Raw genomic sequence first — 14,691 nt, forward strand, 5'->3', positions numbered from 1 at the left:
CAAGCTTAGAAAATGATTAAAAATCATCCTAAAATAATTGAAGTGCTTCTTGTCGGTTAAAATTATTACTTTTGCAATCCTAATTATAAGAATATAGCATACAATAAATGGGGTTTCAAGAAGAAATTAAAAGACGCAGAACATTTGGGATTATTTCTCACCCGGATGCCGGAAAAACAACACTTACCGAAAAACTGTTGCTTTTTGGTGGTGCAATTCATGTTGCAGGAGCTGTAAAATCAAATAAGATAAAGAAAACAGCCACTTCCGATTTTATGGAAATTGAACGGCAGAGAGGTATCTCCGTTGCTACCTCCGTAATGGGATTTGACTACAAAGGTCACAAAATAAATATTTTGGACACTCCTGGTCACCAGGATTTTGCAGAAGATACCTATCGTACCTTAACTGCTTGCGATAGTGTAATCATTGTGATTGATGTGGCAAAAGGAGTAGAAGCACAAACCCGAAAATTAATGAAGGTATGTAGGATGCGAAAAACTCCCGTTATCGTCTTCATCAATAAAATGGATCGATCGGGAAAAGATGCTTTTGATCTGTTGGATGAAATTGAACAAGAGCTTCAAATCAGTGTAAACCCCTTAAGTTGGCCTATTAATATGGGTCCTGATTTTAAAGGCGTATATAATATTTACCACAAGAATTTAAGTTTGTTTACCCCGGCAACTCAAATAGTGGAAGAAAGTATTGAATTTGATGATCTTTCTAATTCTCAATTGGAAGATTACATCGGAGATGATGCGGAGATTTTAAGAGAAGAATTGGACTTAATTTCGGGTGTTTATCCCGAATTTAACGTTCAGGATTATCTTAATGCAGAAATTGCACCTATATTCTTTGGTTCTGCTTTGAATAATTTTGGTGTTCGCGAACTCTTGGATGTCTTTATTAAAATAGCGCCATCTCCCCGGCCTTGCCAGACTGTGGAAAGAGTGATTCAACCCATTGAAGAAAAATTTTCGGGATTTGTATTTAAGATTCATGCCAATATGGATCCCAACCACAGAGACAGGATTGCTTTTGTGAAAATTGTTTCCGGAACATTTAAACGCAACACTCCCTATTTGCATGTGAGGAATGGTAAAAAATTGAAATTTTCCAGTCCTACCGCCTTTATGGCAGAGAAAAAGTCTATTGTTGAAGAGGCCTACCCTGGTGATATTGTGGGCTTACACGATACCGGGAACTTTAAAATCGGAGATACGCTTACCGAAGGTGAGAAAATCAATTTTAAAGGAATTCCGAGCTTTTCTCCTGAGCTATTTAAATATATCGAGAATGCAGATCCAATGAAATCCAAACAACTGGCGAAAGGTATCGATCAGTTAATGGACGAAGGAGTAGCTCAATTATTTACTTCTCAATTCAATGGCCGCAAGGTGATTGGAACAGTTGGTGCACTTCAATTTGAGGTAATAGAATATCGTCTGCTACACGAATATACTGCCTCGTGTAGATGGGAACCAATAAACTTGCATAAAGCTTGTTGGATTAAAGCCAATGATGAGGAGGAGTTAAAAGAATTCAAGAAAGCGAAATTTCAATATATGGCAAGAGATAAGCATGGCAGAGATGTTTTTCTTGCGGATTCGGGCTATATGCTTCAAATGGCTCAACAGAATTACAAGAATCTGGAATTTCATTTCACCTCTGAATTTTAATATCCGAAAGGAGAACCAATTAAGATCATAGCTATGGCACTAAAGGAAGGATTATCCTTAACTCAAAAAATGGTGGTTACAGAAAAGGACACCGCCATATATCACAAATCAGGAAAACTGGAAGTATTTGCTACCCCTGCAATGGTTGCCTTTATGGAAAATACGGCTGTTGCTTGCATAGAAAATGATTTGGAGAAAAGCTTGGATACTGTAGGGATTCAAATTGATACCAAACATATAAAAGCCAGCAAATTAGGTGCTACAATTACCTGCACCGCCAAATTAGTAAAAGCAGAGGCTAAGAAGTTGAGTTTTGAAATAGTGGCTTCCGACGAAGAGGGTGTAATTGGTAGCGCTTTTCATGTTCGCTACGTTATTGATCCTGTAAAATTTATGAGTAGACTCTAAAAACAATATATTAAAAACAGAAAAGACTACATCTCCTTCGATTTGTAGTCTTTTTTCTGTTCTAATCCTTCTAATCCATCAGGCGTTTCTCTCCTTTTAATTCTCTGATCTCCGTTACATCCTGACTGACTTCTATACATCCTTTGTAAGCTCCAGCCTCATCGCGTAAAGCAAAATATTGAATCAAAATAAAACGGCCTTTCATTTGAATCCAAAACGACTCGCTATCCTTTTCACAATTTCTAAAAGCCTTTAATAAGTCTTCTACCACATGTACACTCTCCGGTGGATGACAATTTTGTACACTTCGGCCGATAATAGCTTTTGATCTGGTGAAAAATCGATCTTTAGGCTTGGAAAAGAAACGAACCCGATCGTTTTCATCTATCATGGTAATATCCACAGGTAAATGATTCAGGAGTATCATCGCTTGGTCTAAAGTCATTAAGCCGGTATCAAAATTAAGCAATGTATCTCCTAATTGTTGGGGATCTAAGTTATCGCCTTCGAAAGAAAAAGCCTTCTTCCGGTTGGAAGCATTTTTCGCACTATAAACCGGTTTGGGAATGTAACTATATCCAAGCTCATCGCTTTGATGATTCATTTCCTCCCATAATTCAGCAGAAACTGCATTTATTGCCACTGGAAATAGTAAGTATTCCTCCCGAAAAATGATGGCATACATGGAGAAGAAAAGATCACCCAACATATGGTTGATTTCCTTCACATCCACTTTCTTTGCTTCCAAACTATCCAAAAGTATTTTTTGGGTCTTGCGTATATCGTCGTGAATGGACCACATTACCCCCAGACATTTAAACTCCGGAAACTCCCTTTCGAAGTAGGGAAAGAAAATATTTTCCTTACGGGAATAGTGCTTCTCGAAAGCTCCTAAATCTTCTATTTTTGATTTTAGAATCCGGAGTTCCTTGCGTAAATCGCTCTCCTCTTTTATTAGATTGATACTTTTGGCTATGGGCTTCATGGCAGCAAGTCGTTTCTCCAGCTCCCTGTTTTCAGCCATCAGAACACCTAAAAAATGATTTGGCTTCACCTCAATTTTGGCTTGACTTCTAATTGTTTTGAAACAAATATTCAGGAATTTATTAATTCCTGACTTCAAATCCTTCATAGGAATATTATCCTCAACCAAGCGGTGTACCACCTGCACAATATCATTAGGTGTAAGATGATCAATCGCATCCTGGTGTTGTTGAATTAGTTCTGTATTAAGTGCGCCTTGAATGAGATTCCTGCACAATTGAAGCAAAGATTCTATCCGTGCATTGTTGTTATTAATAAATTCTGACATAGCGAATTTTTACAATTTTAAATATTTCGGAAAATACAATAAAAAAGGAATTCTATCAAGAAGTGATTCTATTTATCCTCTTTACATACAAGGTATATTGTTGAAACAGAAATTCAAATCCCATCATAGCTCTTCCTTTTTAACTTCTTCCTACTCATTTTTTATTTGCGCTGCACCCATTTATGCCTCGCTGCGGTAAAATCGTAGTGCGCTGCGCGATTTTTTGCCATGCTGCGGCTATTTGGGGTGCGCTGCGGCAGTTTTTCACAAATCTGCGGACTTTTATGGCGCGCTGCGCCTAAATTTGGTGCGCTGCGGCAAAATTACCTGCGCTGCGGGTTTTCACCTAGCCTGCGCGGGGGTTTCAGAGCGTTCCCTATTTTGTTTGATAGTGTAATAATTTATTAAAATACCCGGGGATATTTGTGGTAAACGTCATCTCCTTTTTGGAATGTGGGTGTTGAATGCAAAGACTGGCAGCATGAAGTGCCAGGCGTTTAACTCCGGCCTTCTCTCCATACATTTTATCACCGGCCACAGGATGACCATTTTCAGCAAAATGAACCCGAATCTGATTTTTTCTACCAGTAAGCAATTCAATTTCCAACAAGCTAAATCTTTTCGATTCCCGAATCACCTTATAACCTGTTTTTGCCAACTTGCCTTTCTCCGGATCTTTTACAGAATACATCCGATGAATGCTATTCTCTGCCAAATAGGAACTTATCATCCCCTCCTTTTCGGGCAATACTCCTTCTACTACAGCATAATATTTTTTGTGAAAATTCTGCCATTCCCCTTGTAGGAAAACCTTCGCCTTTTCTGTTTTGGCAAAGACTAATATTCCTGAAGTATCCTTATCGAGACGATGAACAATGAATATGCGGTTTCGGGATTTAGGATTCCCCTTTTTCACATAATTAGTTAGCAAAAAGTAGGCAGTCTTTTCTCTTTCTCTGGCACTACCCATACTGAGCAAGCCGCTCACCTTATCCACTACAATAATATCCCGATCTTCGTAAAGAAAGCTTAAGCCTCTAGGTTGGTGTTTTGTAGAAACTTTTTTAGTTATTTTTTGATTTTCTTCCATGCTGACTGATAATATCTTTCTGCTATCGAATAGATGAAACTACAGAGGCAGACGCTACTTTATTAATTTGGTGCAAAGATTGCCTTTTCCTTTCGTTATTTTACTTAGAATATGTTTAAATAGGAATTGAAACATTCAAATTAATTGGAACAGCTAAGGTACAAGCAGATATCGAACAATAGCTCTTCCCCACCATGCAAACAACGAATGGAAAACGACTCTGCGGGTAATACCTTACAAACTCTGCCGAACTATTGCAATTTGCTCCTCTTTAACCTGCACATAAAGGGTTTGACCATAGTGCAGGTCTTCAATTTTGGGTAACATCAATTCCAACACCGTTGGTTTTTGCTCATGTTCTACTTTTGTCTTTGGATCCGGCATATAAATCAGTCCCTCATACATCTCCTCCTCCTCCACAGAAACCATCACATCAAAAAAGTAAAAATTCTCCGGGGGCATATCCTTCGACCATTTCATATTCTCAATAAAAAATTTTGGTTTTACCATTTTGAAATGGGAAGGTGCAATATCCACATTAAGTGTGCCCCTATAATAATTACTTAAATCCAATCCTCTCTCCAGAAAATATTTGAGCTGCATTTGTATGGTTCCCATCGGAAACCGGACATCCCCGCTTTTTCCGGAAGCAACACCATAGCCCTGAACTATTTTAGCTTTTATTCTCATGGCTTTCTATTGCTTTAGTATATGCGTTTACGAATGTTTTCACCGATCGGGTAATATCTTCGGAAGTAGTAGCCCAGGAGCAAACACTTATTCTTATCACCTGTCTATTATCCCAAATTGCTCCACCACACCAGCATTCCAGAGAATTCTGAATTCCTTCCATAATGCTGTCTGTGAGATCATCGTTTTCACAAGCAACCAGAACCTGATTAAAAACCACCTCATTTAAAATCTGAAATCCTTGTTCTTTAAGCTCCTTAGAAAACTGAACCGCTCTTTCATGTAATCCCAAAATCAAACTATCAATTCCCTCCTTTCCTAAATACTTCAAGCTTGCCCATAATTCTACCACTCTTGCCCTTCTCGACATTTCCGGGGTGTACAGCATCCCGTCTCTTTTTTCCCCGTAAACAATATAGGAACCTGTGGCTTGCAAAGCAGCAACCATAGCTTCCTTATCATTGCACAACACAATACCACAGTCGTATGGCGTATTTAAGGTCTTATGTCCATCTACCGACCATGAATTTGCTTTTTCAATTCCCTTTACCAGATATTTTAAACTGTTGGAACCAGCTGCCCACAAACCAAAAGCACCATCAATGTGAACCCATGCATTCGCCATTTTTGCTTTATCACAGATTTTATCGAAATTATCAAAAGCTCCTGAATTTACATTCCCTGCCTGCAAGATTAGAATCGTTTGGTCATCCAGATCCGGAATATGCTCCGGAATGATTCTGCCCTGTTCATCTACTTCCACCCATTCGATATTGTCCTTCCCTAATCCCAGTAATGCAACAGCTTTTAGAACGGTTCCATGGGCATGTCTTCCGGCAACAATTCTAATTTCAGGAGCATTTCTTAAGCCTTTCGCATTAACATCCCAATTTAATCTGTTATAAATCCTCCATCTGGCAGCAGCTAATCCCACGAGAATTGCCATAGATGTACCACTCACAAAACCAGCCACCGTTTGTTCGGGCAGCTTGAATAGCTCCAACAACCATTGCTCCACCACAGTCTCGAGCTTACATACAAGGGTGTATTCTGATCCCAAAAATCAGACAACCATTTTGCAGCGAGGGCAGCGGGGATGATTCCACCATTCACTAAGCCGAAATATCTTCCTCCTATTTGCGAAATTGTTGCCGGAGAACCGTAGCTGTGTAGCTGTTCTAAAATTGCGAAAGGATCGTTTGATTTTTCGGGCAAGGTCTCCTCAAAAACACTTAATGCTTCAAGGGCTTCTTTTGTTGGATACACATTTCTTTCCAAAGATTCATCAGCATACTCAAATGCATATTCTTTTACCTGATTGAATAGATTTTTATCCTGCATCTCACGAAACATCTGCTCGCGTATATCCTTTTGAATCGTGTCTTTTGTTTTCATTCCAAGTCCTAATTTTTAAGCAACTTACTGGTACGTTTATTCTGCCAAGGCAATGATATGTCCGTCTAAATCGGAGATGTATCCGACTTTATCCCCCCAATCCCGATTTTTTAGGCTGCTAATTTCTTTAGCCCCCAGCTGAATTCCTCTCTGTATGTACTCCTCAGCATCCGCTACTTTCAGGTATAATTCACATCGGGGAATTCCATTTCCTCCTCCCGGATGCGGCATTTTCTCCGACAATATCTTAGCTATTCCATCTTCAGGCATTAAGCCTAACTTTACAAAGTCATTCCATTCAAATTCTGTCATGCCTGGAACATTTAAGCTCGGTTCTTTATTTAATAGCTGCTGGTAGAAATCTGTGCTCTTTTTCTGATCTGCAACATAAAGGATAAATTCAATTGCGTTCATAAAATAAGATTATTGATTAGGTTTAAATCTATTGCTTATTCTTCCAGATAATATATCAGTTCGTACAATTATCATCCATAAGTAAGCGAAGTAATTAATTCTACCTGTACTTCCAAGATTTTCAGGATCGCTCGATTCAGCCTAAAGATCTAGTTAAAGCGCTAATTTTCTCCTGTAAACTTATGATTTTGTCTTGCTTTCTAAAAGAATAGGTGTGCGATTCCTTCTCCACAAACTCTATCAATAAGAGGGTTTTCTTATAATAAATCAAGCTGCTTTTTTGATTTCCACGTGCAAATTGCAACTCCCCTTCGGCAAAGAAAAGTTCCGACAATATCTCTAAATGTGCATTTTGGTAATTATGCTCCTGCAATAATTTTGTGGTGAGTTTCTCTATGGGGATTTCCCGAAAGAAGGAGGCATCCTCTTTCAAAAAATCGCGATAGGCATTTTCAAGGATTTGGGAAGCTTGTCCCGTATGCCCATTTTTTATCAATCCCAAAATGGCTGCAACCAAGTCTGCAATCATTTCAAGCATTCTTAATATAAAATCTTTTTGATACATGTAAGCTTAATGTGTTTGCTTTTTTTACATCCTTTTCCGAAGCCATCTCGGCAATAACTTTAACCCAATTGCCACAAGCTGCCATTTTTTTGAAACATAGGCAACGTCTTTTTTTCGCACAATTAAATCAAAAATTTGTTTAGCAGCATTCTCTGCTGTTAATACCCAAAAACGTTTTTTATTTTTCGACATTGAGGTATCCACATAGCCAGGTCGAATATCGGTTACATAAATTGGCTTGTCAGATTGGTAAGCTTTTTGCCTTAGGCCTTCCAGGTAACTTATTTGATAAGATTTTGCAGCATGATAAGCTGGAGCAAATCTATATCCAAAAAGTCCAGCTACGGATGAAAGTGCTACAAAATGACCGTATCCCTGTTTTTCAAAGAATCGATAACTCCAATCCGCTATCTCGGTAAATGCCAACACATTTAATTTGTTGGCTTGATTCTCAATTTCAAAACCCAAATTTTTATTTAGATTACCAATTCCTGCACTAAATATTAACAAATCCAGTCCGTTGAGTTGTGTTACTAATTCAATTATTTTTTCAGAATTATTATCTATAGTGCAGTCGAAGCAACTTATTTCTACATCTTCCAAATACCCATTTCGGGATTCGTCCAGGATATCTTTCTCTTTACCTGTTAACCCAACCTTATAATTATTCTCAACCAGTACTTTAACAAGCTCTTTCCCTATCCCAGAACTTGCTCCGACTACTATAGCCTTTTTATTTTTCTTCATAACCATAATACTGATATTAGATTAATTACTACTATCGAAATAAATCCCTATTCAGTAAGTTCACACATAATACGAGCAAAAACCAATCTATACGATAAGTCTGTTACTTGTGAACTCCTATTAACCAAAACCTAAGAGTGGCTCAAGAGCAAAACGCTGCCTCTCGTTCGGCTTTTTAATACAACCAATATCAGAATAATAAAACATCTCCCCTGATAGAAAGAATCTATTTAGATCCTTAATTAGCGCTTATTTTTCTTATAGAATAACTTACCGGTAACTACGAGACCTAGGAAAGTAAAGACAGCAAATATCAGACTACTAATTGACAGCTGCATTCCTCCAGATAAAATATGTCCGCTAGTACATCCTCCGGCCATTCTGGCACCAAAAATCAGAATAAAACCACCTACAAATGCCCATACTACTCTTGAGAAGGAAGATATTCCTTTATATTTTTTCCAATTCTCATGTATCAATGTGAATTTGAAACTCCCATTTAATAGTGAAAAGAATAGTCCTGCTAAAAATGCACCTCCCAAGAATACTGCTTCCCAATTGCCTGGCTTTTGAATTTTCTGGAAATACGAATTATCCATAAAACCACTAAGGTAGTCGGCTAAATAAGGAAATGATGTAGATGCTCCAATTGGTCGATTACTTACCATATTTGAAAAAATAACAACATTAAGTACTGCTAATGCTATTCCTGCATACAACCATTTATAATCTCTTTTTCCTTCCTTTTTATTGAGCCAAAAAGCAATATAAACAAAGACTCCTCCTATTATAAAAACAAGAATAAAAAACAACAATCCTGTTCCCATTAAAGAATTTAAAGAAATAGCTCCCAAATTAGGACCTATAATACCTTTAATAAAAGGTAATAGTATGGTGAAAACAAAACCTCCGAGCAGGCCTCCAATAATTCCAACAAATGCATCAATAGAACCTTCACCCAAAGAAACTGCAAGTGTTCCCGGACAATAACCCAATATTGCCATTCCTGAACCAAAAATTAAACCGCCCAATAAAATACCACCTAAAACCAATGGCTTAATATGGAATGAAGCCATTCCTAACCCGATTTCAATATTTAATAATATTGCCCCAACTCCCAAAGCAACAGCTATTGCTTTGGCTACAGTATAATTATCCAGAGTTGCCAACCCACTGATCACATTATATTTGTTTAAGCTAGCATACTGTAATATGCCACCAAATAAAAATCCAAAAATTAATATTCTAATTTCCATAATTACTGATTTTATAGTATTATTTTAATAGCTAATTAACATCTGACATACAATAACTGGAACATCTCCAGATACCAATCTCCTATTTCTCCAATCAATTCCTGTAAAAAACACAATTTACAACAGCAATCGCTTATATCTTCGAAATAATTTATTCTTAGATAAGAAACAAAACAGCTCTTAGATCTGAAAAAACAAGGAATTCTCTAATTAACCAAGGCTTGCTTAGCTACTCTAAATGTAATAAATTCTTTGTAAAAGCAGTCAATACACGAAACTTTCGGGATTAGAAATCTATTATGGAATACTCAAGGTTAATGCAAAACTAAAATTGAAAGTTTTGTCGATGTTCTTCCCATAAATATCAATTGGTGTTGTTAATACAATGATATAGTTCTTTCCGGTTTCGATGGTCACGCCCGGATAAAAAGTATATAAAAACTGATTCGTCATATCATATTTGGTATGCTGATATCCCAAACCGGCAATCAGCTGAAGTCCCTTATCAAAAACGTAATACCCGGCATCAGCACTGATGTTTGTTGTGCCTTTATTGCCACTTTCCAACTTTCTGGTATATGCATTATATTGTACGTTAAAATCTATGGAAAAATTTTCGCTATACTGATAGGACATTACAGCTCCTAAACCTGTCTGCCAGGTATTTGCTTCGGTTCTTACTGCTTTATATTGCACTTCATTCCCCATGGGGATATTAACACCAGCAATTACTGCCAATCCTAATTTTTCTTTTTGAGCAATAACATAGCGCGCTCCCCAACTGCTCCTGGACATATCATCGGGTACTGTTACTCCTATTTCCAATTTATCGAACAATCCATAGGTAAAACGAAATTGCATTCCTGATGCCCTGTTAAGACTATCACTTGTACTATAAATATTAGTCAAATTCTTACCATTATCCCAATACTTGCTAGTCTGCGAAAACGAAAAAGCAGGCTCAAATTCCAAAACATGATGATCTACCACATCAACGCATACCGCATTCAATTTGGAACCGGATATCCCTCCAATCTGGGCAAATAATTCCATACTCAAAGGCAATAAACAAAACAACAAGTAAAATTTTCTCATCTCTATTCTTTTCAATTAATAATACTCAAAAGCGCAATCCTCCCGATAGAAAGGAATTCAAAACTACAAACTCTTTTTTTGTTGTGCAGGTCTAACAATAAAATTCTAATCAAAATACCTACATGTTGGTATCCTTGCTACTCATTAATCATCTTTTTGACTCACACCACTAAAGTCTTTGGTTTCCTTCTAATTTAAAACAATTGAATTTCATTAATTTTTTCCTTGTCACACCTACAGTATTAACAGTGAACCAATATCGTTATAAACGTTTCTATTGAAGTTGTATTTTTTATTGCAAACAAGATTTTTATAGCTAATAACACTATGAATGGGTTATTTTTGAGCAGCCTGAAGAATGGTGTTTTTTTGCTTCTGTTTTTTGGATGAAGCAAAAAAATAGCGGTTCAGATCAATATCCCTAACCGCTTTACATTACTAATCGATGATGGCAATCTATTTTTAAAAGTAATTTTTGCCAATCTGCCATTTTTTTTGGTCAGTCACCAACTATTTTATACGCTTCAGTAGCTTGCTCCCCTTTTCGATAAAAAGTGTAAGTTCTGCCTTATCTACAATCCAGGAATTTGTTTTTAAAGCTACCAGATCTTTTCCATTCAATTCGGGAACAATACTGTTCGATTCGCAGATTGTACTTAACTCAAGTGCTAAAATTTTATTATTAATTTCAACAAAATCCCTAATCGCTTTTGGATCGATAACAGATCGGTTAATTTCTAATAGATCTGAATAGATGGAGATATGCTTATCTAAATAATAATCTCCTGTTTTTAATCTTTTCTTAAAATTGAAAATGTCGAACCAATCCCGTTTTATCATTTTTATTTCACCATCACATTCTGATATGCTCTTAAATAATCCGCAATAGCTTTTTTGTGTAAAAGCTTTTGTAGAATAAGCATCATAGAATACTAAAAATAAATTTTCTACTATCTGATCTAAATCAAATACGATAAACTTTGTAGATGTATATCTTTCGTCCTGAATAAGATGATGATTTTTAACACTTGAATTTGTGTAATAGGGGAATCCTTTCTCTTTTGCAAATGCTTCCAATCGATCTATATGGGTTTTCTCTTCTATTTCCTTAATATCCATTGTATAAAAGTTTAGTTGATATAGCGTAAATATATTTGGACTGAGCTGATTTCTTGAAGGGATCTAATCATAAATGTTTCATCCTTTCATTTTTTAATAGAGATAATATGCACACTTAAGCCTATCCCTAAACAAAGCCATTCTCCTAATACAAGTTCTCTTCCTATTGATTTCGATCACACAAATGCTCGGTTTATATTAGCTCACGCTTTCACTACTTTTTCCTTTCATAGTAACTAGTTGGTCCGTCAAGATAAGCCTGACTAATAATTAATGCATCATGGGCAATTGAAAAGTTGGACTCTGCCCCATTGTTAATCACCAAAACCAGAATAGAGTCACTTTCCGTGTTAAGCGGATCATTTATTCTGTATCTCAACTCGTAAGGATACTTATGAATCAAATTGCCATTTTTGTAATACTCCAACGTATCGTTTGTCCTGAATTGTATCGACGCAGTGTACCCTTCCGTTTCCGGATTACTTTCATGCGCTGTCCAGGCATCTACTGTTTTTATCCAATTCCACTCCCCCACAAGAGAATTAATTGCTGTCGTAACAGGATCTAATATCACGGTTCGATTATCAGTACAAGCAAAAGTCAACAAAATAATTCCACTGAGTAAGAGTCCCTTTATTCCGAAATTCCTACAGTTGTTAGTTTTCATTTTATGTTGGATTAATTTATACAAACTGCACACAATAACACTCTCATCAATACTTATACAAAATTTTGTAGTATCCTTATTTATTTCAGTTGTCGTCCCATCTTAATTCCTAATTCAAATGCTTTATCCATTATCTCTTTTTGTTTTTTTACGGCACCTTTTTCAAAGGAATTAAAAACAGGTAATGTTCCGATAATGTCAAAACCTAAAGCCTCCATAGGTCTTTTCATTGCGTCAATAGCAAATCCCAAATTCTCAATATTCTCTTGTTCGCAAACAGCAGAAATAACAACTTTCCTATTTTGGTTTGCAAGTCTGGAACTCCATTTTCGTGGTCTTGTATTATTGTCAAATTCATAAAAACAATATAACCTATCAATAAAAGCTTTCATCCAAGAGGTTATATTATAATTATGGACAGGAGAAACTAAAATTAATCCTTTCGAGTCAATAATACTTGGATACAAAACTGACATTCCATCTAGAAGCATTGTACAGATTTTATCTTTTCTACACTTTTCACAGCCAATACATCCGCTAAAATCTATACTCTTAAGGTTAGTACTTTCTGTTGCAATGTTTTCAGTATTTAAACCTAAAATAATTTGCTTAATGATAATATCTGAATTACCTCCTTTTCTAGGACTACCAGAAACTGCTAGAACTTGCTTAAGCGGATTTTCAATTTCTTTAGCTTTGTTTATAAGTTCCTCAAAATAATTCATCTTTATTTTCTCAATTTTATTAAGATTAATACTTGTTTTTACGATCTCAATTCATTGCTTTTCCAATATACCACAACGGCAGTCTGTCTAGAAACCCATCCAGCTGTCAATTTATAAATTATAATATAGCAGTTTTATGGATGCATAAAAATAGAATTGAGGATCTTATTTGGTCCATTTTTAACCCTAATATCTTCATTAATTCAGTAAAAGAAGATAATTGCTGTATTGCCTATTCTATGAGGATTTTTAAGCCAATAATAATGATTAAACAGCGTAGGTTGTAGGAGAACTCCCTCGAATACGTTCGCCCAGTAGCCCTATTCGCCAATTGATGAACGCCTTTTTACAATAATATGAATGACTTCGTTTCAAATCTTCATTTTCTTATGAAGACTGGATTTGTACGCCCTAATCTCTCGGTTTTCATCGCTTTACAAACGGTACAGCCTGTTGAAAATCCATAAATTAGGAAGATTAATGCACCAGATTTACGTAAGCTCCCCCTCTAAAGACTTCAGAATACAAGAAAAATCGTCGATAAAAGCATAGTCCGATAAGCTCACCAAACTTGAAACTCCAAAGCAACCCGGGATGCAGTTCAACATGTTCTCATCGCTGGATCTTGTAACTTGTTTATAGTTCTATTTATTTATGCGTTCGATTTTTATTTTTTCATCCATTTTGCTTCAATATTTTCTCTTTCCGCACAAACTCCTTCTGACATGTTTGCTAATTCGTTTATTGAATTATCAATGATTGTTGCCTCTTCCAGACTAATTATTTTAATCTCTTCATCTGAGTGTCCGTTTGCACCACATGTAAATTCCCAACTCGAATCATCATCGTGGGAGACAAACAATATTGGTTTTCTCTTTGTCATTACATGAACACAAGTGAAACATGCTGTATTCTTTTTCTCTTTGAATTTATATTCTGATTTATTCATTTTCGTCAGTCAAAAAGTTAAACTCCGATTTGTCGATGCTTTTTGTATACTGTCTCTGTTTCCCTGATTTATCCGCAAAACCAGCAACTACAAAATCGTTAAAAATCAGAAGTCTAAAATCATTGCTTGTCAGAAAAATGTCAGGCGTTGTCCAAGACGCAATTGAACTCTCCCAACCGTCCGGATTATTTTTAAACCAGATTCTCAATTTGTCAATTATTTTTGAGTCGGCATTTATTTTTGTTACCGATGAACTGTTTAAATTAAGATTCCCATTGGGATAGATTTTCAACTCAAACTGTTTCTCGTTTTTAAGAATTTCTTCAAAATCCAGATTTTGTCCGCATGAGATTGTAAAAATCATGAGTAAGAATCCAATATTTCTAATCATTTTTTTCATGCCGATTCGGTTCTTTTAAATTGACGCATAACGAATAGCTGTAAGAATCTGTCACTAGTTATAATTTTTACAGCGTGTTGGGATGAGTTTTGCTGTGAATACCACTAATGTAAATTTTAAGCTATTCTGATTCATAAATTTACTTTTAAAATTTCATTTCCTTTTGTATAGTTTATA

17 protein-coding genes are annotated in these 14,691 nt (G+C 36.2%); 2 read left to right on the top strand and 15 right to left on the bottom strand.

Annotation, left to right across the window (positions count from 1 at the left end):
- Window positions 1-107 precede the first annotated feature (107 nt).
- Entirely contained in the window at window positions 108-1,682 is a 1,575-nt protein-coding gene (locus DLK05_RS02065; RefSeq protein WP_127342309.1) for a peptide chain release factor 3, read from the top strand.
- Between the two features lie 33 nt (window positions 1,683-1,715).
- Window positions 1,716-2,090: a thioesterase family protein gene (locus tag DLK05_RS02070; RefSeq protein WP_127342310.1), complete on the top strand. Its 375-nt coding sequence runs from the start codon at window positions 1,716-1,718 to the stop codon at window positions 2,088-2,090.
- Window positions 2,091-2,160: 70 nt separating this feature from the next.
- On the opposite strand, the gene DLK05_RS02075 is transcribed toward DLK05_RS02070, so the two are convergent.
- From DLK05_RS02075 to DLK05_RS02140, 15 genes are all read right to left on the bottom strand, one after another.
- The gene (locus tag DLK05_RS02075) at window positions 2,161-3,402 is read right to left on the bottom strand and encodes a DUF438 domain-containing protein (RefSeq protein WP_127342311.1); all 1,242 of its coding nucleotides are present in this window, start codon (window positions 3,400-3,402) and stop codon (window positions 2,161-2,163) included.
- Window positions 3,403-3,778: 376 nt separating this feature from the next.
- Window positions 3,779-4,492, bottom strand: a complete 714-nt coding sequence (locus DLK05_RS02080) for an RluA family pseudouridine synthase (protein ID WP_209319660.1) — start codon at window positions 4,490-4,492, stop codon at window positions 3,779-3,781.
- 234 nt (window positions 4,493-4,726) lie between these two features.
- A complete protein-coding gene (locus tag DLK05_RS02085; protein ID WP_127342312.1) occupies window positions 4,727-5,182 on the bottom strand; it encodes a hypothetical protein in 456 nt (151 codons plus the stop codon).
- Window positions 5,166-6,242 carry a pyridoxal phosphate-dependent decarboxylase family protein gene (locus DLK05_RS02090; RefSeq protein ID WP_209319661.1) on the bottom strand — a complete coding sequence of 359 codons (1,077 nt, stop codon included), beginning with the start codon at window positions 6,240-6,242 and terminating at the stop codon, window positions 5,166-5,168. The genes DLK05_RS02085 and DLK05_RS02090 overlap by 17 nt, the downstream gene beginning before the upstream one ends.
- Window positions 6,140-6,577, bottom strand: coding sequence for a hypothetical protein (locus DLK05_RS17410; protein ID WP_209319662.1), 438 nt, complete (start codon window positions 6,575-6,577; stop codon window positions 6,140-6,142). Before DLK05_RS17410 ends, DLK05_RS02090 begins: the two co-directional genes overlap by 103 nt.
- A gap of 36 nt (window positions 6,578-6,613) precedes the next feature.
- Window positions 6,614-6,991 (bottom strand): VOC family protein, encoded by a 378-nt coding sequence (locus DLK05_RS02095; RefSeq protein ID WP_127342313.1) that lies wholly within the window; start codon window positions 6,989-6,991, stop codon window positions 6,614-6,616.
- Window positions 6,992-7,127: 136 nt separating this feature from the next.
- Window positions 7,128-7,556: a hypothetical protein gene (locus DLK05_RS02100; protein WP_127342314.1), complete on the bottom strand. Its 429-nt coding sequence runs from the start codon at window positions 7,554-7,556 to the stop codon at window positions 7,128-7,130.
- Window positions 7,557-7,580: 24 nt separating this feature from the next.
- Complete coding sequence (locus DLK05_RS02105; RefSeq protein ID WP_127342315.1) at window positions 7,581-8,303, bottom strand: SDR family NAD(P)-dependent oxidoreductase; 723 nt, start codon at window positions 8,301-8,303, stop codon at window positions 7,581-7,583.
- Between the two features lie 242 nt (window positions 8,304-8,545).
- Complete coding sequence (locus DLK05_RS02110; protein ID WP_127342316.1) at window positions 8,546-9,559, bottom strand: YeeE/YedE thiosulfate transporter family protein; 1,014 nt, start codon at window positions 9,557-9,559, stop codon at window positions 8,546-8,548.
- 297 nt (window positions 9,560-9,856) lie between these two features.
- Window positions 9,857-10,654, bottom strand: a complete 798-nt coding sequence (locus DLK05_RS02115; protein WP_127342317.1) for a DUF5777 family beta-barrel protein — start codon at window positions 10,652-10,654, stop codon at window positions 9,857-9,859.
- 510 nt (window positions 10,655-11,164) lie between these two features.
- Window positions 11,165-11,773 carry a hypothetical protein gene (locus DLK05_RS02120; RefSeq protein WP_127342318.1) on the bottom strand — a complete coding sequence of 203 codons (609 nt, stop codon included), beginning with the start codon at window positions 11,771-11,773 and terminating at the stop codon, window positions 11,165-11,167.
- Window positions 11,774-11,987: 214 nt separating this feature from the next.
- Entirely contained in the window at window positions 11,988-12,440 is a 453-nt protein-coding gene (locus tag DLK05_RS02125) for a hypothetical protein (protein ID WP_127342319.1), read from the bottom strand.
- An 80-nt stretch (window positions 12,441-12,520) separates the two neighbouring features.
- On the bottom strand, window positions 12,521-13,165 hold the full coding sequence (locus DLK05_RS02130) for a flavodoxin family protein (RefSeq protein ID WP_127342320.1): 645 nt from the start codon (window positions 13,163-13,165) through the stop codon (window positions 12,521-12,523).
- A gap of 667 nt (window positions 13,166-13,832) precedes the next feature.
- Entirely contained in the window at window positions 13,833-14,114 is a 282-nt protein-coding gene (locus tag DLK05_RS02135; protein WP_127342321.1) for a hypothetical protein, read from the bottom strand.
- The gene (locus DLK05_RS02140; RefSeq protein ID WP_127342322.1) at window positions 14,107-14,514 is read right to left on the bottom strand and encodes a hypothetical protein; all 408 of its coding nucleotides are present in this window, start codon (window positions 14,512-14,514) and stop codon (window positions 14,107-14,109) included. The genes DLK05_RS02135 and DLK05_RS02140 overlap by 8 nt, the downstream gene beginning before the upstream one ends.
- Window positions 14,515-14,691 lie beyond the last annotated feature (177 nt).

Origin of the sequence: Ancylomarina longa, assembly GCF_003996985.1 — a bacterium.
GTDB lineage: Bacteria > Bacteroidota > Bacteroidia > Bacteroidales > Marinifilaceae > Ancylomarina_A > Ancylomarina_A longa.

Excerpts from the sequence above, each read along its gene's own strand:
- DLK05_RS02065 (WP_127342309.1), top strand. The coding sequence starts at position 108 with ATGGGGTTTCAAGAAGAAATTAAAAGACGCAGAACATTTGGGATTATT.
- DLK05_RS02070 (WP_127342310.1), top strand. The coding sequence starts at position 1,716 with ATGGCACTAAAGGAAGGATTATCCTTAACTCAAAAAATGGTGGTTACA.
- DLK05_RS02075 (WP_127342311.1), bottom strand. The coding sequence starts at position 3,402 with ATGTCAGAATTTATTAATAACAACAATGCACGGATAGAATCTTTGCTT.
- DLK05_RS02080 (WP_209319660.1), bottom strand. The coding sequence starts at position 4,492 with ATGGAAGAAAATCAAAAAATAACTAAAAAAGTTTCTACAAAACACCAA.
- DLK05_RS02085 (WP_127342312.1), bottom strand. The coding sequence starts at position 5,182 with ATGAGAATAAAAGCTAAAATAGTTCAGGGCTATGGTGTTGCTTCCGGA.
- DLK05_RS17410 (WP_209319662.1), bottom strand. The coding sequence starts at position 6,577 with ATGAAAACAAAAGACACGATTCAAAAGGATATACGCGAGCAGATGTTT.
- DLK05_RS02095 (WP_127342313.1), bottom strand. The coding sequence starts at position 6,991 with ATGAACGCAATTGAATTTATCCTTTATGTTGCAGATCAGAAAAAGAGC.
- DLK05_RS02100 (WP_127342314.1), bottom strand. The coding sequence starts at position 7,556 with ATGTATCAAAAAGATTTTATATTAAGAATGCTTGAAATGATTGCAGAC.
- DLK05_RS02105 (WP_127342315.1), bottom strand. The coding sequence starts at position 8,303 with ATGAAGAAAAATAAAAAGGCTATAGTAGTCGGAGCAAGTTCTGGGATA.
- DLK05_RS02110 (WP_127342316.1), bottom strand. The coding sequence starts at position 9,559 with ATGGAAATTAGAATATTAATTTTTGGATTTTTATTTGGTGGCATATTA.
- DLK05_RS02115 (WP_127342317.1), bottom strand. The coding sequence starts at position 10,654 with ATGAGAAAATTTTACTTGTTGTTTTGTTTATTGCCTTTGAGTATGGAA.
- DLK05_RS02120 (WP_127342318.1), bottom strand. The coding sequence starts at position 11,773 with ATGGATATTAAGGAAATAGAAGAGAAAACCCATATAGATCGATTGGAA.
- DLK05_RS02125 (WP_127342319.1), bottom strand. The coding sequence starts at position 12,440 with ATGAAAACTAACAACTGTAGGAATTTCGGAATAAAGGGACTCTTACTC.
- DLK05_RS02130 (WP_127342320.1), bottom strand. The coding sequence starts at position 13,165 with ATGAATTATTTTGAGGAACTTATAAACAAAGCTAAAGAAATTGAAAAT.
- DLK05_RS02135 (WP_127342321.1), bottom strand. The coding sequence starts at position 14,114 with ATGAATAAATCAGAATATAAATTCAAAGAGAAAAAGAATACAGCATGT.
- DLK05_RS02140 (WP_127342322.1), bottom strand. The coding sequence starts at position 14,514 with ATGAAAAAAATGATTAGAAATATTGGATTCTTACTCATGATTTTTACA.